We start from the raw sequence: 15978 nt of genomic DNA on the forward strand, positions 1-15978 counted from the left end.
ATGGAAAAGAAGCTATTATCATTTGTTCATGCTTTACGCCATGGGGGTCTGAAGGTTTCTCCCGGAGAGTTAATGGATGCGCTGACCTCCATTGCCACTTATGGTATTGAAGATCCGGAACAGTTTTATATCTTGTTAAAGGCTACACTTGTAAAAAGTGAAACGGATGGCGCGATTTTTGATCTAGCTTTTCGCTTATTTTTCCGGGAAGAGGCGGAGAAGCCTGGAGATTTGCAGAAGCCGGATTCCAGCACCGGATTTGGTACAAGCACTGATGGCTCCGGTACCGGAAAAGCCGGTATGGGGCGGGCCTCCAGGGCTCTTTATGAAGCCGTGACAAAGGGGCACTCGGAAGATTTGATTTCCATGGCTGAAAAGATTCTCTCCGGTCTGGACATGGAAGAGGATCGTGTGGATCAGCTCCTGTTTCAGTTAAAAGTAAAGATGGAATGGTTTATGGTGGAAAATGCCCTGGAGCGTGGGGGGGAAGAAGGTCAGGAAAATCTTCAGCTTTTAAAGGATCTTGAGCAATACATCCGCTATCGTATCGAAAAAATCCTGGTAGAAAAGAAAGGGGATCAGGGTTTAAAAGATTTACTCACTGAAGAGAACTTAATGGAAAAGGATTTTGCCGCTTTAAATGAATTTCAGGTAAAGGAAATGGAGAAAAGGGTAGCTCGATTGGCCCATCAATTAGCGTCCCGTTATTCCTACCGCTTTAAAGCCTCAAAATCAGGACGGGTTGATATGAGACGGGTTTTGAGAAAGGCTGCCCGTCTGGGTCGTACCCCGGAAAAACTGCTGTATCGGGACAAGGTGATGAATAAACCCAGCATGATCGTATTGTGTGATATTTCCGGCTCTGTTTCGGTCTACTCTGCTTTTCTCTTGCAGCTGGTATATGCTATGAGCCGCCGTTTTCATGATCTGAAGGCCTTTTTATTTGTTGATGAAATCGCAGAGATTACTGCGCAAATCAAAACCAATCATATGAGGGAGGGTATTGGTCAAGCCATTACCCAAACCCGATGTTCCCGTTTGGGTATTTCCAACTTTGGTCAGGTGTTTGAACTTTTCAATCAGAATTTTGGTCACATTTTAGACAGAAAAACAACAGTGATTATATTAGGGGACGCTAAAAATAATTGGTATCCCCCCCGCCAGGAAGAATTAAAGTTGATCGCCCAAAAGGCGAAGCAGGTTTATTGGCTGAACCCGGAACCAAAAGAAAAATGGAATCAGGATGACAGTATTATCGGGCTCTATGGTAAGTATTGCCAAGGCGTCATGGAGTGCCGCAATTTGGACCAGTTGGAACAAGCGGTACGAAAAATAATGTAAATTAAAATGGGCAAAAAATGAATATTGCTATTCAATACCTGAAGTGATAATATAGAAATAATATTTATTTTTTCGGATAATTTAATATTAAACGAATGATGATGGAGGGGAAAGATTTGTTGATGACTGGTGCTCAGGCAGTCGTCGCCGGCTTAAAAGCAGAAGGGGTGGAACTGGTTTTTGGATATCCCGGCGGCGCAGCGTTAAATTTATATGATGCTCTTTATGACTCCGGTATTACCCATATTCTTGCCAGACACGAGCAAGGTGCTGCTCATGCTGCGGACGGTTATGCTCGTTCCACAGGCAAGGTGGGGGTTTGCCTGGCCACATCCGGCCCAGGGGCAACCAATTTGGTGACCGGGATTGCCACCGCTAATATGGATTCGGTTCCCATGGTGTTTATTACCTCCCAGGTAGGTACCTCTTTAATCGGCAAGGACTCCTTCCAGGAGGCGGATATTACCGGAATTACCACGCCCATTACGAAACACAATTTTTTGGTGAAACGGCCTCAGGATTTGATGAAAACTGTGAAAGAAGCTTTCTATATTGCTCGGACAGGTCGGCCGGGACCGGTATTAATTGATATTCCCAAAGATATCACTGGGATGGAAGGGGATTTTACTTATCCTGAAAGCATAAATTTGCGCGGATATCATCCTTTATTTGAAGGGGATCCTTCCAAGATCGAGGAATTAGCCGCAGCCATTAAAAAGGCTAAAAAACCAATGGTATTTGTTGGCGGCGGACTGAGAATTGCCGGGGCTTGGTCTGAGTTTGCTTCTTTTATCGAAAAAACAGGGATTCCTGTGGTATCCAGTCTCATGGGTTTAGGCTGTTTTCCTGCCGACCATGAACTATATCTGGGCATGCTGGGCATGCATGGCACTTATACGGCCAATCAAAGTGTTACCCAGTGTGACCTTTTAATCGGCATTGGTGTCAGATTTGATGACCGGGTTACCGGTCTGGTTTCCAAGTTTGCGCCGGAAGCTCTTATTGTGCACATGGATATTGATCCGGCTGAGATTAATAAAAATGTCAGAACCGATATTAAAATCCTTGGGGATTTAAAGTGGTCGCTGCCTTTACTGAGTCAAATGGCAGAGCCGGGTGATATCGCAGCATGGCAAAAGCAGGTTTTGGCTTGGAAGCAGGAAAGGCCTTTGCGTTTTGAAGAAAATGGTGATGTGATCAAACCGCAAAGTGTAGTCAAAGCTATTAGTGATATAACGGAAGGATCCGCCTTTTTGGTGACAGATGTGGGACAGCATCAGATGTGGGCGGCTCAGTATTATAACTCCAAAAAGCCCCGCAGATTTATCACCTCGGGGGGATTGGGCACCATGGGATATGGATTGCCGGCAGCCATTGGGGCGCAGTTAGGGAATCCTGATGAGACGGTGTGGGCAATCGCCGGGGATGGCGGTATTATGATGAATATTCAGGAAATCGCAACGGCGGTAGAACATCAACTGCCGATTAAAGTGGTTGTTATTAATAATCAGGGTTTGGGTATGGTACGCCAGTGGCAGAGAATATTTTATGATCAGCGATATTCTTGTTCCAGATATGGAACGGAAACGGATCTGGCCAAGGTTGCGGAGGCTTTTGGTGCTAAAGGAATAAAGGTGCAGGAACCCGGGGAATTGATTCCGGCTCTGCAGGAAGCCAATAATTATTGCGGTCCTGTGTTTATTGATGTTTTGGTTTGTGATCAGGAGAATGTATTGCCCATGGTACCCGCCGGCGCACCGATTGATCAGATGATAGGAGGTTAAGCTGTGAAACATACATTAGCCGTTCTGGTGGAAAACAGACCGGGGGTGTTAACCCATATTTCCGGTCTGATCTCCCGCCGGGCATTTAATATTGAAAGTATTACAGCCGGTTCCACCGAAGAATCGGATATGACCAGAATTACCCTGGTGGTGGATGTGGGAAATGATGACGAGCTGGAGCAGATCGTGAATCAATTGGGTAAATTAGTAGATGTCATCAAAATCATCAATCTTACCAAAGTGGATTCCATTAATCGGGATCTGGCGATGATCAAGGTTTGGGCGCTGCCTGAGCACCGCTCGGATATTGTAGACATTGTCGATATTTTTCGTGCCAAAATTGTGGATGTCCATCCGGAGACCATGGTCATCGAGTTAACCGGAGAAGAAGATAAAATTGATGCCCTCTGTGAAGTTTTGAAAGGTCACGGTATTATTGAAATTGTCCGCACCGGGAAAATTGCTTTAAGCAGAAGTGCTATTGCGGCCAAAGACAGTAAGGAGTCTTAAAAAAATATGATGTTGATAAAAATGCCTGAAAAGAACAATTTCTTTTCAGGCATTTTTTGTGGTTTTTCTTTACTCGATGCGTTCGACATAAGCTTTATCCTCGGATATTTTGGTAATACGATAAACCCTGTTGTTGGAGTCGATGTATTCATCCCCCACACTTAATGAAACCGAGGTATGGGTAAGCGTTTCGTTGTTTGCCGCATTCACCAGCCAGTAACTGGAGGAGGACTGGGGTGCGTCCTGAGGCGGGGAATTCTTAAATGTTCCCTGAGAGAATAAAAGAACCATCACCAGAAAAAGAATAAAAACAGCAGGCCAAAACTTTTTCACCGGACATCATCCTTTATTAAGCTTGCATTTCAGGTAGTTTTTCCCGCCATTCAATTCTTATGTATGCGTTATTAAATTCCAAGACTCCCACTTCTATAAGTGGGAGTTCCTATTCTTACTTCAGGTGGGGTAGATTCCCCATCTGAAGCCCCGAAGTTCAGCTTTAGCTGAACGAGTTCACTTTAGATTTTCCGGATTGAGAGGCTGCAGGCTTTGGGGAACAAATTGACCATTATCTCTGATCAGGACATCGTCAAAATAAATCTGTCCCCCACCGTATGCTTCTGTTTGGATGGAGACTAAATCCCAATGGATGGCTGACTTATTCCCGTTGAAAGCATCTTGATAGGAGGAACCGGGGGTGAAATGGAAACTGCCCATAATCTTTTCGTCAAAAAGGGTATCGTTCATAGGCTTGGTAATGTAAGGGTTTACCCCTAAGGCAAATTCACCGATGAAGCGGGCACCTTCATCTGTATCAAGGATCTTATTCAGCTTATCCGTTTGATTGCACCGGGCCTTGATGATTTTGCCCTGCTTAAATTCAAAAGAGATATTTTCGAAGGTACTTCCCTGATAAGAGGTGGCCGTATTATAGGTAATGGTTCCCTCAATGGAATCTCTCACAGGAGCTGTATACACTTCTCCATCGGGAATATTAAGATGTCCGTCACATTTGATGGCGGGAATGCCCTTGATGGAAAAGCTTAAATCGGTACCGGGTCCGGTAATTTTTACCTGATCCGTTTTGTTTAAAAGCTCTACCAGGGGGTCCATAGCCTGGGACATTTTACGATAATCCAGATTACAAACATTGAAATAAAAATCACTGAAATCATCAGTACTCATTCCGGCTAACTGAGCCATGGAATTGTTAGGATATCTTAATACTACCCATTTTGTTTTGGGGACACGAATCCCATGGTGCACCGGATCGACCCAATATTTCATATATAGCTGCATTTTTTCTTCGGGTACGGCACTCATTTCATAGGAATTATCTCCCGCCCGTATGCCGATATAGGCACTCATTTCCTGCATACGCTGGGATTCCCACCGTGCAATGTACTCCAGATGCTCCTGAGTGGTATTTTGTAAAAGCACCCGGTTGATTTCAGGACCTTTAATGGAAATGAAAGGCAGACCACCGGCCTGATATATTTCCTGAATAAGTTCCTTGGCGAGTTCCGTCTCAAAGCCTGTCACTTCAATAAGCACTTTTTCACCGGGTTGTATTTTCAGGGAATATTTCACAATATTCTCGGCTAAGGTATTAAATCTAGGATCTTTCATGATCAGTATCCTCCTTTAGCGGGAAAACTTCCCAAATCATATAATTCTAACAAATCTATATCAGAAAAACAATAAGAAACCAACCCCTGCCCCGTTATTATGCCAATAGATGCAAAAATATATAGTTTAATGAGGAATTTTATCATATAATGATTATATAAGAAGGGAGGTCTTGTGATGCAGGGAATGATTGTACGGTGGGTCTTAAATGCCATTGCTTTGTTGATCACGGCGGCTTTGTTTCCGGGAATTCAGATCACAGATTTTTTTTCCGCCCTGGTGGCAGCGGTAGTATTGGGTGTTGTCAATGCTGTGATTCGACCGATCGTTTTATTTTTAACGCTGCCCCTTAATCTGCTTACCCTGGGGCTTTTTACCTTTTTTATCAATGGATTTATGTTGAAAATCGTTGATAATGTTGTTGTTGGGGTTTCGATTCAGGGATTTTGGACCTTTGTTTTTGGAGCCTTGGTATTATCCATTATCAGCGGCATTTTATCTTCCCTGGTAGAAGGCCAGTAAAGAAATTTTGATTATCATATTTGTTTTCCCATATAAAACTGATATAATATTTTATGCATTTTGATCACAGTTGGAAAGAGGAGATAAAATGGCAGTTAATCTAAAGGGCAGAAGTTTACTTACGCTGATGGATTTTTCCACCAGCGAGATCAGATATTTGTTGGATTTGGCCAAAGATTTGAAGACGAAAAAGAGAAGCGGGATCTATAATTATCAGCTTAGGGGAAAAAATATTGTTTTGCTGTTTGAAAAAACGTCAACCCGTACTCGATGTGCTTTTGAGGTCGCAGCTTTGGAAGAAGGAGCCCATGTTACTTTTTTGGATTCCAACAGTTCTCAAATGGGCAAAAAGGAATCCCTGGAGGATACCGCCCGGGTTTTAGGCCGCTTTTATGACGGGATTGAATATCGGGGATATGAACAATCTGTGGTTGATGAACTGGCAAGATATTCCGGCGTACCTGTGTGGAATGGTTTAACGGATTTAGATCATCCGACACAAATATTGGCGGACCTGATGACCATTGAAGAACATGTGGCCAAACCGCTCAACAAGGTGAAAGTGGTCTATGTGGGGGATACCCGCAACAATATGACCAATGCCTGGATGTTTGGCTGTGCTAAAATGGGTATGCATTTTGTGGCTGTGGGACCAAAAGAGCTTAGCCCCAGTGAAGAAATCATGGCCAGATCCCAGGCAGTGGCTCAAGAAACCGGGGCCATTTTGGAGTTCGATTCCTCTTTAACCGGGGTAGAGGGTGCAGACGTTATTTATACCGATGTTTGGGCCTCCATGGGTGAAGAAGCTCAGATTCCGGAAAGGGTAAAGCTTTTAACACCTTATCAGGTAAATGCGGCACTATTAGAGAAAGCCGGGAACCCCGACGTCATTTTCATGCATTGCCTGCCTGCCTTCCACGATTTTGAAACGAGGATGGCCAAAGAACAGCGGGATAAAGGCTATGATATTCGTGAGGTTACAGATGAGGTTTTTCGCAGCCGTCATTCCGTTGTCTTTGATGAAGCAGAAAACAGAATGCATACCATTAAAGCGGTGCTGGTGGCCACCCTTTAGCTTCAATATCTGGCGCCTTTAATTTCTAAGGAAAGGATATGGCATGGATTATCTGATTGCTTTTTTGGAAGGAATGATTACCTTTATTTCACCCTGTTTACTGCCCATGCTTCCCGTCTATATTTCCTATTTTGCCGGGCAGGAGGGGGAGGGATCCGGATCGGGGACTTTGCTCAATGCGATAGGCTTTGTCTTGGGTTTTACTTTGGTTTTTGTTGTCCTGGGGGCCTTTGCGGGGACACTAGGCGGTTTTCTTATGAGATACAATAAGATCGTAAATCTGGCATTGGGTACGATTGTGATTCTTTTTGGATTAAATTTCATGGGACTGATCAGAATCCCATTTCTAAATACCAATCGCCAACTTACGTCAAACATTTCTAAAAGCGGCTTCTTATCTACGATGCTTTTTGGGATGGTCTTTTCGGTGGGATGGACGCCGTGTGTTGGTGCTTTTTTAGGTTCGGCTCTAATGCTGGCAGCTTCCGGAGGCGAAACGATTAAGGGGATATTTATGCTTTTATGTTTTTCATTAGGTCTGGGTATTCCTTTTATGCTCAGTGCCATTTTAATCAATCAATTAAAATCAACCTTTGACTTGATCAAAAAACATTATCGGGTGATCAATCTTATTTCTGGAGGCTTCCTGGTGCTCGTTGGTGTGATGATGGCCACAGGTCTTATGGGGAGGCTCCTCTCCCTACTAACATTTTAGGAGCGTGCTCTTATGAATCGTATGAAACCCCTTGTATTCATCATCCTGTTTTCCCTATTGATCGGTGGGGCTTATCTTGCTTATAACACCTTGACAGACCGGTATCAACCTGATTCCGCTGAGATTGATGCCGTTGATGAGACCCGGGAACAGGCTAATGATCCGAAGGATAAAAAGCCTTTAGCTCCGGATTTTATCGTCTTTGATGACCGGGGCAATGAGGTGAGGCTTTCCGGCTTCAAGGGAAAACCTGTTGTTTTGAACTTTTGGGCCTCCTGGTGTCCCCCTTGTCAAAGTGAGATGCCTCATTTCAATCAGGTATATGGTGATCTTAAAGATGATGTGGCGTTTATGATGGTAGATTTAGTTGACGGCCAGCGGGAAACCCAAGAAAAGGGTAAACAGTATATTGCCAAAGAGGGATATCAATTTCCCGTCTATTTTGATACGGAAATGAGCGGGGCAATGGCCTATGGTATTTCCAGTATACCAACAACATTTTTTATTAATAGGGAGGGATATATTGTTACCTATTACCAGGGACCTCTTGATTCCGAAACCTTAAAATCTGCCATTGAGTTAATTAAAAGTTAAGGACAGGATGAAATGATAAATACGGTATTAGTGTTGGTATTAAATATGAAATTACAGCCTGAAGGATGACTCCTTCAGGCTTTTTTGTACTTTCAGAAAGTATAACTTTTTCCTCATTCCTCTAAATGGTGGCCAGTGCGGGATAGAAATGATCACCGCATACATAATAAAAAAATAATCTGAGCAGGATATACTTGAAAACAATATATCACATCAGACGGGGGATGCTTAAGGTGCGGAAAATCGGAATATTATTAGCGGTTGCAGTGATCATCGGAGCTTCAGGTTATCTATATCTGAGGAGTGTGCCGCCAGCTCATCAAAGGCAGCTGCCAACACCTTCTCAGAATTTACCTCAAGAAGACAAGCTGGCCAAATCACAAAAGAGGGCTGTGGAAGAAGATATTAACGGGTACGGTCTTGAAAATGACCTCAAAATCACCCAAAACACACAGGATCATAAAAAACATAGGGTCTTAAGTCTCAATCAGGAAGAACAAGTAAGGCTTTTAAAAAATATCAGTCCCAATCAGATGAATGATGTTCTTCAAGTTTACAACACCACACTGCCGGAAGGAATTAGTGATCAAGTGCAATATTTTGATTTTAAAATTTCCTTTGATTATTTTTTGATAACAGGGGAGAATGGCGGGGAAATCAGAGAAAACCCGGCAACCGATGCGCCGGTAATTTGCCGGGTTAATTATTTAGATAAGGTTACACTGCTTCAGCAGGCCCAGGGGCAGGATTTTCAGGGATCTGATATTTGGTACCGGGTAGCTTGCAGTCATGGGGATAAAACAAAGGAAGGCTATCTCCGCTCATCCACAGGTATTCCCAGGACCTTCCGCTTTGACAAGATGCAGGCTGCCGCGCAAGATCTCAGGCAGCAGTTGGCCAAAGGAGCTCTGCACTTTATCAGAAATTATAAAAATCAGTACGGCGCTCCACCTAAAAAAGGGGAGACTGCAACAGATGAGTTTGGATATCGTTTTTATCATAGTGCCCCAGCTTATGAACAAGCAGATGCGGCCAGCAATTTTCGCTATATCCCGGATGGGATGCTGGTGCGGCTGCTCAATGAGACCGGTGACTTTTACCATATCAGCGTGCCTACTTTTGGCGGGGAATACTATGTACCCAAGCAGTATCTGGATCCCTCTGTTACATTAAGCACCTTGAATCATGTGGTAGTGGTGGACCGGAATCAACAAAACCAGGCAGCCTTTACAGTAAATGAAAAGGGACTGAACCTGGTTTCCTATACCCTATCTACCACAGGCATTCCGGGGGATTATTCCTTTGAAACCACTTTAGGAAGTTTCAAAGCTATTGAAAAAAAGGATCGTTTTGAATACCTGCAAAAAGGGACATCAGAAATCGGGGGTTACGCGCCCTTTGCCATTCGTTTTACCGGAGGTGCTTATATTCATGGTGTTCCGGTGGCATATGTGGAACAAGGGGGCAAAAAGGTAGACCCGGGACCCACAGAATATCTCCATACCATCGGTACATATCCCCGCTCTAATATGTGCGTACGGAATTTTACCAGTCATGCCAGGTTCCTTTATAATTGGATGGATTACAAAAACGGCGCCGTGATTGTAATTGAATAAGATTCAGGGGTTCATGCTTAAAGAAAAAAGACCCGGCCTTGCTCCAGCTTGGCGATGCGTGCCAGGGATTCCACCCGAATGTCTTCTTCCCGTAGGGATTTGCCGCCTTCTTGAAAAGCCTTTTCAATTACGATCCCAACACCGATGATGGAAGCTCCGGATTGGCGTACAATTTCGATCATCCCCCGGGCAGCTTCTCCGGTGGCGAGGAAGTCATCGATAATCAATACCCGATCCTCTGGGGAGAGGAAATTGGCGGAGACCATAATGTCAATATCCTCATCCTTGGTAAAGGAGTGAACATGGCCTAAAAAGGCTTCATCGTTCATGGTGGAGGGTCTCTTTTTTTTAGCAAAAATTAGGGGTACCTGTAAAGACAGGGCGGTCATAATGGCAATCGCGATCCCTGATGCTTCTAGGGTGAGAACCTTTGTGATTTTATCCCCGTGAAATCTGCGGGCGAATTCCTGACCCATAGCTTGCATTAGGAGAGGGTCAATCTGGTGGTTTAAAAAAGAATCAACCTTAAGAATTCCTTCCGAAATAATTTTTCCTTCCTCTTGAATTTTTCGTTTTAATAATTCCATGGTTTATCCTTCCTCATTTCCTTTATCTTTCCTCCCGGTCATAAGGGATACTTAAAGCCTTGGGGGATGAGACTCGATGGGTTTTTGTTTCCCGGGATACAAAAATTAACACTATTATCGTAGCGATGTAAGGGAGCATTTGCAGAAAAAAGGGTGAGATATCGATTCCCCTCGTCTGAATACGAAAGCCTAGGGCGTCTAAGCCGCCAAAAATATAGGAACCCACCAGGCATTTTACCGGATTCCAGGTGGCAAATATCACCAGAGCCACGGCGATCCAACCCCTGCCCGCTGTCATGTTTTCCAGCCAGGAGGGGGCATAAGCCAGGGAAAGATAAGCTCCGCCTAATCCTGCCAGCATGCCGCCAGCAATGACAGAGAGGTATCGGATGCGGAAAACACTAATACCCACAGCATCGGCGGCGGCAGGGTTTTCTCCCACCGCCCGCAGGGATAAACCCCAGCGCGTTTTATATAAAAATAAGGCTAGCACAATGACCAGGAGGTAACTGACATAGACCAAAGCATCCTGCCGAAAAAAAATCGGTCCGATCAAAGGAAGATCGCCTAAAAGAGGAACGGAAAAAGCTTTAAAGGAAGCCGGAGCCGGGATGCCCACAAAGGACTTACCTAGAAATCCGGATAATCCGGTGCCGAAAATAGTTAAGGCTAAACCGCATACCACCTGATTCCCCCGGAGGGTGATGGTGAGAAAAGCATGCATCAAAGCCATAAGACCACCGGCGATTAATGCCATTAATACGCCCAGCCAAGGGTTTTGGGTGGCAACATTGGCCATAAAACCCACGACAGCTCCTACCAGCATCATCCCTTCCACCCCCAGGTTTAATATACCGGATTTTTCCGTAATGATTTCGCCTAAGGCAGCAAGAAGAATAGGGGTACCTGCCGTTACGGCAGTGGCAAGCAAGGTTACCATAAAGAGCTGATCCATTATTCTACCTCCTTTGATGCCGATTTTTTGGGGGAACTGATTATTTTAATATTATAATTGGTGAGCACCTGTCCCCCTAAAACAAAAAACAAAATTAAACCTTGGAGCATACTGACGGTGGCGGCAGGCATCCCAATCAGTTGAATGGCAAATCCCCCCACCAAAAGTCCCCCAAATAAAAAGGAAACCAAAGCTAAGGTTGCGGGATGGAGACGCGCCAGCCAGGCCACAATAATGGCCGTATAACCGTACCCGGGGCTTATGCCGTGCTGGAGGCGACCGGCGACACCGGAAACCTCTGCCATGCCGGCGATTCCTGCTAAGCCGCCGCTTAAAAACAGCACCAGACAAATATTCTTCTTAATGTTCATACCGGCATAACGGGCGGCAGCAGGACTTTCTCCGATGACCCGCACTTCATAACCCCACTTGGTATGCTTGATTAAGATATAAATTACGATCGCCGCCCCAATAGCAAAAATTAAGCCCAGATGAATACGGGTTTCCCCCAGGGTGGGTAAAATGGCGGCAGGTACAAATTTAGGTGTCAAAGGAAAATTGAAGCCCGCCGGATCTTTCCAGGGACCGTAAATCAGATAATCTGCCCACAAGATCGCGATATAATTCATCAGTAAAGTGGTAATCGTTTCATTTACATTCATATAAGCCCGGGGGATGGCAGGCAGCAATGCCCATAGGGCGCCGGCCAGGAATCCCATGAAAAGCATGAAAGGAATCATCACCGGAGCGGGAAGCCCGGGAAAAGTAAGGGCAACCCAAGTGGCGGCAACAGCGCCCATATAGATTTGGCCCTCAGCCCCGATATTCCAAAGCTGCATGCGAAAGGCCAGAGATACGCCCAAACCAGCAAGCATCAGCGGTATTGCCTTAACGATGCTTTCCGTAATGCCGTAAGAGGAGCCAAAAGCACTTTTAAAAAGCATTCCATAAATTTCGACCGGATTACTACCGTTGATAACCAAAAATACTCCCCCTAATAGAAGGGCCAGGAATATGGAAAAGACAGGAACAGCAAACAACATCAAAGTTGAGGGAGCCAGTCTTTTTTCCAAAGTGATTTTCATGATATGATGTCCTCCTCAGGTGTGGGAACGCCTGTCATAAAGTAACCAAGCTTTTCCTTGGTTGTGGTTTCAGGAAACTCCTCCCCCATGATTTTTCCTTCATAGAGGACAATGATCCGGTCGGACAGGTTGATAATTTCATCCAGGTCTTCGGAAATGAGGAGTATCCCTACCCCCTCATTTCTTTGGGCCAGAAGTAAAGATCTCACTGATTCTGTGGCTCCGATATCCAGGCCCCTAACGGGGTAAACCGCGATCATCACCCTGGGATTCGTGGAAATTTCCCGCGCCAAAAGAAGCTTTTGCAGATTTCCCCCTGACATTAGCTTGACGGGGCTGTCCAATGCGGATAGCTTGATATTGAAATCTTCCACCATGGTTTTTGTTTCCCGGCGTACGGGCGCATAATTTAAAAATAAACCGGTCAGGGATTTATAATATTTTTTCAACATCACATTGTCCACGGCACCTAAATTAGGCACCAAACCCATCCCCAAGCGATCTTCCGGTACATGGGCAATGCCGGCTTTGATAAAATCACGGGGCAGCTTGCCGGTATAATCTTGTCCATCCAGCATGATTTTCCCTTGATAGATGCTGCGCAGGCCGGTGAGGACTTCGGCCAGTTCCCTTTGACCATTGCCGGCGACGCCGGCGACGCCGATGATTTCACCGCCGTTGATTTGTAAGGAAATATCTATAAGACCGGGCAGACCTTTATCATTTAAAGCCCGGATATTTTCCAATTTTATGATGGGAGTCGGCTCATGGCGCACTCTATGATTTCTGTCTTCCGGAATTTCGTGACCTACCATCAACTGTGCCAGCTCTTCTTTGTTGGTATTATTTTTTTCCAAGGTGCTGATGGATTTGCCCCCGCGCAGCACTGTGACGCGATCGGCCATATCCATCACCTCTTGCATTTTATGGGTGATCACAATCACGGCCTTGCCGCCTGCTGTCATTTTTTTCAGGGTGGCAAAGAGATCGCGGGATTCCTGGGGGGTGAGCACCGCTGTAGGTTCATCGAGAATTAAAATATCTGAACCTCGGAAAAGACTTTTAACGATTTCCACACGTTGTTGTTCCCCTACAGATAATTGCCAAATCTTAGCCTGGGGATCCAGGGACAGGTTGTATTTTTGTGATATTTCCCGAATCGCCTGGATAATTTTCTTTTTATTTAACCAAAAAGATTTTGTGTCATAACCTAAAATCACATTCTCTGCCACCGATAAGGATGCTACAAGACGAAAATGTTGATGAATCATTCCGATCCCAGCATCAATAGCATCTTTGGGAGATTTGAAGTGCATGGGCCTCCCTTTGATCATAATTTGGCCTGTATCAGCCTTGTAAAGACCTGTTAGAATGTTCATTAGAGTGCTTTTTCCGGCTCCGTTTTCCCCTAAAAGAGCATGAATTTCTCCGGCTCTGATCTCCAAATTGACATTTTCGTTGGCGATGACACCGGGAAATTTTTTTGTGATACCTTCCATTTTAACCAGGATCGGGTGTGCCATGTTTATCCCCCTAAAATAAATTGATGGCTGCCGGTAGCACCGGCAGCCAAAAATACCAGATCATCCAGATTATTTCGGGCTGCCTTCAACACCTTGGACAAACCAATCCATATTTAAGATTTCGTCGTCTGTCATTGTGGTTCCTGCAGGAACTTTATCAGCCCCGGTTTGATCCTTGATCGGTCCGGTAAAAATATTTAATTCCCCGGAAAGAATCCGTCCCTTTTCAGTTTCAATGAGCTGCTTCACATCCTCAGGCACAAAATCGGCAATGGGCGCCAGATCAACAACGCCATCGGACATGGGACCCCAGTATTTTTCAGACTTCCAGGTTCCGTCTTGTACAGCTTTGACCGTTTTTACATAATAAGGACCCCAGTTCCATATGGGACCCGTGATAACTGCTTTAGGTGCAAACTTGGACATATCACTGTTGTAGCTGATGCCATAGGCTCCGCCTTCTTCAGCAGCCTGCATGGGCCCGGGTGTATCCTGATGCTGAGCAATGACATCTGCTCCGTCTTGAAGCAAACTCGTTCCGGCATCTTTTTCTTTTGGCGGATCAAACCAGGTGTTGGTCCAAACTACTTTGACCTTCACATCCGGGTTCACGGACCGAGCGCCCATGGTAAAGGCATTGATCCCACGGATACATTCAGGGATTTGATGGGCGGCAACGTAACCGATAATGTTGGTTTTGGTCATCTTTCCGGCCGCAATGCCGGAGAGGTAGCGAGGTTGTTCGATTTGTCCAAAATAAGTGCCGACATTTTCTGCTGTTTTATAACCTGAACAATGGAGAAAAACCACATCTTTGTTTTCTTCGGCCACTTTAATCACACTATCCATGTAACCAAAGCTGGTGGCGAAAATGATTTTACAGCCTTGATCGATTAATTGATTCAATACCCGCTCGGTATCGGCAGCATTTTCCGGTACATTTTCCACCTTGATTAATTCAACACTGTCCTCCAACTCTTTTTTCATGAATTCTGCCCCCAGATCATGGGCATAGGTATAACCGGCATCTCCGATGGGACCGACATAAATGAAGCCGACTTTCATAGGTTCATCACCGCTGGCAGGATCATTAGGCGTTTTTGCATCTTGATTGCCGCAACCGATGGTTAATGAAACAATTGAGACCAATAGCAAAAGCAAAAGGAAATATTTTTTCATGGATTTCATTAATCATTACCTCCTAAACAGATATTTTTTGATCTAAATACAGAGCATGCTTCCCTCCTTAACAGTTTATTAACATTTCTTATCATAGGGAAAATTCCATATGCTCTGTCAAAATCCTGCAAAATACGAATATTTTTTAATAAAAACGGTTAATGTTCGAAAAACGAAGGGGGAGATGATTATATTCCGCAAAAATCGACAAATTCAATCAAATGGCAAGAAAAATTATATCATATATGAATGGATTTGAAAAATCTTTGTAAAAATAAAAAGCTCCTGTTACCAAATGTTTGGCCGGAGCTATTTGAGACATAAAGGATAGAAAAAAGATTAAAAGCAGACGATAGCAGCTGAGGCCGATCCCAGAATAGCACCAATCAGGACGTCTGAGGGGTAATGCAATCCTAAATAAATGCGGGAAATCCCGATTACTAAGGACAAAGGCAGAGCAATTGGTGCAAATACAGGGAAACTAACGGCCAAAACTGTCGTTAAGGAAAAGGTTGCTGCCGTATGGCCGGAAGGGAATGAATAATCCTTCAAAATCAAATTCTTCCAGATATTTGTCTGGGGAATTGTGAGAAAGGGTCTCGGCCGAGGCAAGAATTTTTTTGCTGCCTGCACTACGATTTGACTGCTTCCCATAGCTAAAAGAACCTCTTTCCCCAGGGAATGAAAGGACATGAGTAAGGTGAGACAAATCAAAACAGAAGCTTTTAGGCCGCCTAAATGGGTCATTTTGGGCATGATTTTGTCCAGAAACGAGCATTGCCATCTTTTGTTAATATAACAGAAAAGGTGCATATCCCAATTCAGTATTTTGTGCATTTGCCACCATCCTTATCATAGATGGTATC

16 protein-coding genes are annotated in these 15978 nt (G+C 44.6%); 8 read left to right on the forward strand and 8 right to left on the reverse strand.

The features are described from left to right. The 3 genes from CEQ75_RS03740 (at position 1) to ilvN (ending at position 3635) form a co-directional block, all read left to right on the forward strand. Positions 1–1341 (forward strand): vWA domain-containing protein, encoded by a 1341-nt coding sequence (locus CEQ75_RS03740; RefSeq protein WP_089609136.1) that lies wholly within the window; start codon positions 1–3, stop codon positions 1339–1341. A 122-nt stretch (positions 1342–1463) separates the two neighbouring features. Continuing rightward, complete coding sequence (ilvB, locus tag CEQ75_RS03745) at positions 1464–3125, forward strand: biosynthetic-type acetolactate synthase large subunit (RefSeq protein WP_420828407.1); 1662 nt, start codon at positions 1464–1466, stop codon at positions 3123–3125. 3 nt (positions 3126–3128) lie between these two features. Further along, on the forward strand, positions 3129–3635 hold the full coding sequence (ilvN, locus tag CEQ75_RS03750) for an acetolactate synthase small subunit (RefSeq protein ID WP_089609138.1): 507 nt from the start codon (positions 3129–3131) through the stop codon (positions 3633–3635). A 69-nt stretch (positions 3636–3704) separates the two neighbouring features. Here ilvN and CEQ75_RS03755 read toward each other — a convergent pair whose 3' ends face one another. Together CEQ75_RS03755 and CEQ75_RS03760 are read right to left on the reverse strand one after the other, a co-directional pair. After that, a complete protein-coding gene (locus CEQ75_RS03755) occupies positions 3705–3968 on the reverse strand; it encodes a hypothetical protein (RefSeq protein WP_089609139.1) in 264 nt (87 codons plus the stop codon). Positions 3969–4145: 177 nt separating this feature from the next. Beyond that, complete coding sequence (locus CEQ75_RS03760) at positions 4146–5261, reverse strand: aminopeptidase (protein ID WP_089609140.1); 1116 nt, start codon at positions 5259–5261, stop codon at positions 4146–4148. A gap of 177 nt (positions 5262–5438) precedes the next feature. Between CEQ75_RS03760 and CEQ75_RS03765 the strand changes: the two genes are divergently transcribed. The 5 genes from CEQ75_RS03765 (at position 5439) to CEQ75_RS03785 (ending at position 9783) form a co-directional block, all read left to right on the forward strand. Beyond that, positions 5439–5783, forward strand: coding sequence for a phage holin family protein (locus CEQ75_RS03765; RefSeq protein WP_089609141.1), 345 nt, complete (start codon positions 5439–5441; stop codon positions 5781–5783). 88 nt (positions 5784–5871) lie between these two features. Further along, complete coding sequence (gene argF / locus CEQ75_RS03770) at positions 5872–6858, forward strand: ornithine carbamoyltransferase (RefSeq protein ID WP_089609142.1); 987 nt, start codon at positions 5872–5874, stop codon at positions 6856–6858. Positions 6859–6901: 43 nt separating this feature from the next. Beyond that, entirely contained in the window at positions 6902–7573 is a 672-nt protein-coding gene (locus tag CEQ75_RS03775) for a cytochrome c biogenesis CcdA family protein (protein ID WP_089609143.1), read from the forward strand. 12 nt (positions 7574–7585) lie between these two features. Beyond that, positions 7586–8167: a TlpA family protein disulfide reductase gene (locus CEQ75_RS03780; protein WP_089609144.1), complete on the forward strand. Its 582-nt coding sequence runs from the start codon at positions 7586–7588 to the stop codon at positions 8165–8167. A 194-nt stretch (positions 8168–8361) separates the two neighbouring features. Next, the gene (locus CEQ75_RS03785; protein ID WP_242965369.1) at positions 8362–9783 is read left to right on the forward strand and encodes a L,D-transpeptidase family protein; all 1422 of its coding nucleotides are present in this window, start codon (positions 8362–8364) and stop codon (positions 9781–9783) included. Between the two features lie 17 nt (positions 9784–9800). Here the strand turns inward: CEQ75_RS03785 and CEQ75_RS03790 are convergent, their stop codons facing one another. The 6 genes from CEQ75_RS03790 to CEQ75_RS03815 all read right to left on the reverse strand — a co-directional run bounded on the left by CEQ75_RS03790 (position 9801) and on the right by CEQ75_RS03815 (position 15949). Continuing rightward, positions 9801–10370: a xanthine phosphoribosyltransferase gene (locus tag CEQ75_RS03790; protein ID WP_089609145.1), complete on the reverse strand. Its 570-nt coding sequence runs from the start codon at positions 10368–10370 to the stop codon at positions 9801–9803. A gap of 22 nt (positions 10371–10392) precedes the next feature. Continuing rightward, entirely contained in the window at positions 10393–11325 is a 933-nt protein-coding gene (locus CEQ75_RS03795) for an ABC transporter permease (RefSeq protein WP_089609146.1), read from the reverse strand. After that, a complete protein-coding gene (locus CEQ75_RS03800; RefSeq protein WP_089609147.1) occupies positions 11325–12410 on the reverse strand; it encodes an ABC transporter permease in 1086 nt (361 codons plus the stop codon). The genes CEQ75_RS03795 and CEQ75_RS03800 overlap by 1 nt, the downstream gene beginning before the upstream one ends. Then, positions 12407–13933, reverse strand: coding sequence for an ABC transporter ATP-binding protein (locus CEQ75_RS03805; RefSeq protein WP_089609148.1), 1527 nt, complete (start codon positions 13931–13933; stop codon positions 12407–12409). Before CEQ75_RS03805 ends, CEQ75_RS03800 begins: the two co-directional genes overlap by 4 nt. A 69-nt stretch (positions 13934–14002) precedes the next feature. Further along, positions 14003–15112, reverse strand: a complete 1110-nt coding sequence (locus tag CEQ75_RS03810; RefSeq protein ID WP_089612490.1) for a BMP family ABC transporter substrate-binding protein — start codon at positions 15110–15112, stop codon at positions 14003–14005. A gap of 339 nt (positions 15113–15451) precedes the next feature. Next, positions 15452–15949, reverse strand: coding sequence for a phosphatase PAP2 family protein (locus CEQ75_RS03815; protein WP_089609149.1), 498 nt, complete (start codon positions 15947–15949; stop codon positions 15452–15454). Positions 15950–15978 lie beyond the last annotated feature (29 nt).

Origin of the sequence: Dehalobacterium formicoaceticum, assembly GCF_002224645.1 — a bacterium.
In the GTDB taxonomy this organism is placed as follows: Bacteria; Bacillota; Dehalobacteriia; order Dehalobacteriales; family Dehalobacteriaceae; genus Dehalobacterium; species Dehalobacterium formicoaceticum.

What these genes read in the sequence shown, in the direction of transcription:
- CEQ75_RS03805 (WP_089609148.1), bottom strand. Translation starts at nt 13,933, where the DNA reads ATGGCACACCCGATCCTGGTTAAAATGGAAGGTATCACAAAAAAATTT.
- CEQ75_RS03780 (WP_089609144.1), top strand. Translation starts at nt 7,586, where the DNA reads ATGAATCGTATGAAACCCCTTGTATTCATCATCCTGTTTTCCCTATTG.
- CEQ75_RS03810 (WP_089612490.1), bottom strand. Translation starts at nt 15,112, where the DNA reads ATGAAAAAATATTTCCTTTTGCTTTTGCTATTGGTCTCAATTGTTTCA.
- CEQ75_RS03740 (WP_089609136.1), top strand. Translation starts at nt 1, where the DNA reads ATGGAAAAGAAGCTATTATCATTTGTTCATGCTTTACGCCATGGGGGT.
- CEQ75_RS03790 (WP_089609145.1), bottom strand. Translation starts at nt 10,370, where the DNA reads ATGGAATTATTAAAACGAAAAATTCAAGAGGAAGGAAAAATTATTTCG.
- argF (WP_089609142.1), top strand. Translation starts at nt 5,872, where the DNA reads ATGGCAGTTAATCTAAAGGGCAGAAGTTTACTTACGCTGATGGATTTT.
- CEQ75_RS03775 (WP_089609143.1), top strand. Translation starts at nt 6,902, where the DNA reads ATGGATTATCTGATTGCTTTTTTGGAAGGAATGATTACCTTTATTTCA.
- CEQ75_RS03800 (WP_089609147.1), bottom strand. Translation starts at nt 12,410, where the DNA reads ATGAAAATCACTTTGGAAAAAAGACTGGCTCCCTCAACTTTGATGTTG.
- ilvB (WP_420828407.1), top strand. Translation starts at nt 1,464, where the DNA reads ATGACTGGTGCTCAGGCAGTCGTCGCCGGCTTAAAAGCAGAAGGGGTG.
- CEQ75_RS03765 (WP_089609141.1), top strand. Translation starts at nt 5,439, where the DNA reads ATGCAGGGAATGATTGTACGGTGGGTCTTAAATGCCATTGCTTTGTTG.
- CEQ75_RS03815 (WP_089609149.1), bottom strand. Translation starts at nt 15,949, where the DNA reads ATGCACAAAATACTGAATTGGGATATGCACCTTTTCTGTTATATTAAC.
- CEQ75_RS03795 (WP_089609146.1), bottom strand. Translation starts at nt 11,325, where the DNA reads ATGGATCAGCTCTTTATGGTAACCTTGCTTGCCACTGCCGTAACGGCA.
- CEQ75_RS03760 (WP_089609140.1), bottom strand. Translation starts at nt 5,261, where the DNA reads ATGAAAGATCCTAGATTTAATACCTTAGCCGAGAATATTGTGAAATAT.